Consider the following 3,408-nt stretch of genomic DNA (forward strand, 5'->3'; position numbering starts at 1 on the left):
CGTTAGTACCACTGCCTTCCAGGTCTCCCAGTCCAACGACAGCAAGATTGCCAGCAACGGGCTGATCAGCAACAAAGGCACACCTGTCAGTACCCAGTGCGCCACCATTTTGGCAAAGGCCAGCACCGGCAGTGGTGTCGGCATCATCAGCATCTGCTCAAGCGAACCGTCGACAAAGTCATCCCGGAACAGACGCTCCAGCGACAACAACGCGGCCAGCAACGCGGCAACCCAAACAATACCCGGTGCGATCCGAGCCAGTAGATTCGGCTCCGGCCCGACTCCCAACGGGAACAGGGTGATCACTATGATAAAAAACCACAACGGGTTAAAAACATCAGCCTGTCGACGAAATGCAATCAGCAGCTCACGCCGAATGACTTGAAAAATAGCGCTTAGCATCCTGAACTACTGCCCCAACTTAATCTTCCGTAAATGGTTACTGTCTGTGAACATATCCTGGTGAGTCGTTAGCAGCACGACACCGCCACGCTCAACATGAGACAGGAATAACCGTTCCAGCACTTTCACACCCTGCTTATCGATAGCCGTCAGCGGCTCGTCCAGAATCCACAACTTATGGTTGCTGATCCAAAGCCTCGCCAGCGCCACCCGACGCTGCTGACCGGCAGAGAGCTGACCTGCCGGGACATCTTCCCGCCCTGCCAGGCCGACATGGGCAAGTGCCTGCCAGAGGCAATCATCACCATTGACCTGCGGTGTTCCCGTCAGCTCCGAGTCTTCCGTATGGGTATGCATAGCCTGGAAAAAAGCCAGGTTCTCAAACGCTGTCAGCTCTCGCTTTACCCCGGTCTGGTGACCCAGGAACAGCAAGTCCTGATAGTAATCTTCCCGTGCTGATTCGATATTTTCGTTGTTCCAGCACACGCTACCGCTGTCTGCCCGCCCGAGACCCGCTATGATCCGGAGCAAGGTTGTTTTTCCGGCGCCGTTATGTCCTTCAATCTGAACCAGTTCACCTGACGATACAGAGAAACTTAGGTCGTCGAACAACACCCGCTCATCGCGGACACAGCTTAATTCTTGTACAGACAACATATTAAATGATGTATCCTAGGTGACACAATTTAGCGGGCATATTACCACACTGGTTCAGGATTTTGTTAGACACCCAGTTGTATAGTTCCATCACTTAGGTTAGTAATTGTGACATCCATGCGTATCGACAGCTCTCAAACCACTGCTTTAACTAAGAGTGGACAAATTGAACCTAAAAAAGTGCCAGAAAATGAGACAAATCCAAAAATTCCACAACCTGTAAATGCAAATCGGCCTGTTCAGGGACAAATTTCTCAACTGTCTCAAGTATTAATGCAAATGAATGTGCTGCAACGTTTTTTTACAACTTTTATCGCGCACACTGCATCTTCGTCGATGCCCTCTTCACCCGCTGTAACAAATTTGCTCTCACAGCTACTGATGCCCGAGAATAAAGCCACACTCATACAGTGGATTAGGCAAGGTGCCGGCAAGCAGGTTCTGGTCCAACTGTTGGAACAATCCAGACAAGCTGACAGTCCTCTCAGACAATGGCTGCAGCAGCTACCAACCGACAAGCAAGACGAGTTCAATGCGCTACTCAAACTGGCTGCTGAACAGCGTTTGGCAGCCAACGGCAAAGACGGCGATACTAGCGTGCTGCAGCTTCATCTGCTGCAACCCAACGGCCGAGAGCTGAAGTTATCTATTGAAAAAGACCCCGACGCAGGTTCGACAAGAAGCACCGAGCAATCGTCTAAGTGGACTATCCGGTTAGCCCTCCCTGTCGGCCATTACGATATCGTCCATGCCATCGCGGTATGGCAACAACAAAACCTGGCCCTCGCCTTCGAATCAGACAATAGAGAGTGGCTGAAACGCACCGAGGTCCTTTCTCCGGTGCTGGCCGAGCGGTTAACAATGCTGGGGATCGACAGCGAGCCTGCCACCTTTACATTTCGCCCACCGCAGGTTATCGAGCCCAAAACAGAAGGGCTGTCGATTCTGATATAGTGACCACAACACAGGTAGCCAGATAGAAGAATGCAGAAGAATAAAAGTGCGATAGCACTCCACTATGACGGGCAGCAAACACCAACGGTAACGGCCAAAGGGCATAACCAGCTGGCAGAACACATTATCGAGCAGGTCAAACAACAAGGCGGCTTGATTCATCAAGATGAGGCGCTGACCAACTACCTCAACAACCTTGAGGTCGGTGATGAGATCCCGGAGAACCTATATCGGGTTATCGCCGAGCTGATCGCTTTTTCCTGGTTCCTAAACGGAAAAACCCCTCCCGGGTGGGAAGGGCTTTCAAGTATCAACGAGCAAGTGTAATACAACTGAAAAACAGGTTGTGAAACCATGTTAGCGTTCTAACGCCGTCTTGGCTGCGCCATCTTTTGCTGCAAGCGCAGCAACAGCTCCGCCTCCGCCTTCGGCAAATCACACTCTTCCATCAGCTCATCAACATCGGCACCCAGCTCAACCATTTTACTGGCGCGGCTGTAGAGCTTTCCGTCGGGATCCAACATCGCCATTTCACCCTGTCGATCCGAGATCATCTCAAGGTGCTCAGCCATATCAGCCAGCTTCTGGCTCATACCTATTGTTCCGGCACGCAGCTCGGTAAACTGCTTAAGCAAGCTTTCGTGCTGGTGCCGAGAGTTTTTCAAAACCAACTCTGTGGCGGCAAATTTTGCTTCCAGTGCCTGGCGGGCCTTGCGTTCACGACGAACCATTAGCCATGAAATAATCACGGCCAGGATCGCAACAGCAACCGGCAACCATTGCAAAACGAGGCTTAGCATTACAAGTACGCCATCTCGTCCCATTCTTCGTCAGACAGCAGCTTGTTTAGGTCTACCAGGATCAGCAGCTCACCGTCTCGGTTGCTCACGCCCTGGATAAACTTCGCGCTCTCTTCTGTACCGACACTTGGTGTGCTGTCAATTTCAGAACTACGTAGATAAACAACTTCTGCAACACTGTCTACCAAGATACCGATCACCTGCTTCTCAGCCTCGATGATCACAATACGGGTATTGTCAGAAATTTCACCTGGCATTAGGCCAAAGCGAGAACGGGTATCAATAACCGTTACTACGTTACCACGCAGGTTGATGATACCCAGAACGTAATCTGGCGCACCTGGTACCGGAGCAATTTCGGAGTAGCGCAATACTTCACGTACCTGCATCACATTGATGCCGTAGGTTTCATCTTCCAATTGGAAGGTTACCCACTGCAGTACCTGATCGCTACCGTCTTCTTTTTGTATTTCGGCTACACTAACCTGAGACATGCTGTTTCCTCTTTGGCCTTGCTCACATTACACTCTTAACATCTAAACCAGCATTGAGCATAGATATTAGTTCGCTAACATGAATTAGAGCACACATTTTT

General features: G+C 50.6%; 6 protein-coding genes. 2 read left to right on the forward strand and 4 right to left on the reverse strand.

All coding sequences use genetic code 11. The features are described from left to right. Positions 1 to 402, reverse strand: a 402-nt coding sequence (ccmB, locus tag MHN01_RS20910; RefSeq protein ID WP_239413204.1) for a heme exporter protein CcmB, incomplete at its 3' end; no start/stop codon positions are given. 6 nt (positions 403 to 408) lie between these two features. Beyond that, the gene (ccmA, locus tag MHN01_RS20915; protein WP_239413205.1) at positions 409 to 1,059 is read right to left on the reverse strand and encodes a cytochrome c biogenesis heme-transporting ATPase CcmA; all 651 of its coding nucleotides are present in this window, start codon (positions 1,057 to 1,059) and stop codon (positions 409 to 411) included. A gap of 381 nt (positions 1,060 to 1,440) precedes the next feature. Between ccmA and MHN01_RS20920 the strand changes: the two genes are divergently transcribed. After that, a complete protein-coding gene (locus MHN01_RS20920; protein WP_239413207.1) occupies positions 1,441 to 2,013 on the forward strand; it encodes a hypothetical protein in 573 nt (190 codons plus the stop codon). Positions 2,014 to 2,043: 30 nt separating this feature from the next. Further along, positions 2,044 to 2,340 carry an EscU/YscU/HrcU family type III secretion system export apparatus switch protein gene (locus MHN01_RS20925; protein WP_239413209.1) on the forward strand — a complete coding sequence of 99 codons (297 nt, stop codon included), beginning with the start codon at positions 2,044 to 2,046 and terminating at the stop codon, positions 2,338 to 2,340. Positions 2,341 to 2,378: 38 nt separating this feature from the next. On the opposite strand, the gene MHN01_RS20930 is transcribed toward MHN01_RS20925, so the two are convergent. After that, positions 2,379 to 2,813, reverse strand: coding sequence for a DUF2802 domain-containing protein (locus tag MHN01_RS20930; RefSeq protein WP_075763991.1), 435 nt, complete (start codon positions 2,811 to 2,813; stop codon positions 2,379 to 2,381). Next, positions 2,813 to 3,307 (reverse strand): chemotaxis protein CheW, encoded by a 495-nt coding sequence (locus MHN01_RS20935; RefSeq protein ID WP_075763989.1) that lies wholly within the window; start codon positions 3,305 to 3,307, stop codon positions 2,813 to 2,815. The genes MHN01_RS20930 and MHN01_RS20935 overlap by 1 nt, the downstream gene beginning before the upstream one ends. Positions 3,308 to 3,408: the final 101 nt, after the last annotated feature.

The sequence above is a fragment of the Photobacterium sp. OFAV2-7 genome (genome assembly GCF_022347985.1).
In the GTDB taxonomy this organism is placed as follows: domain Bacteria; phylum Pseudomonadota; class Gammaproteobacteria; order Enterobacterales; family Vibrionaceae; genus Photobacterium.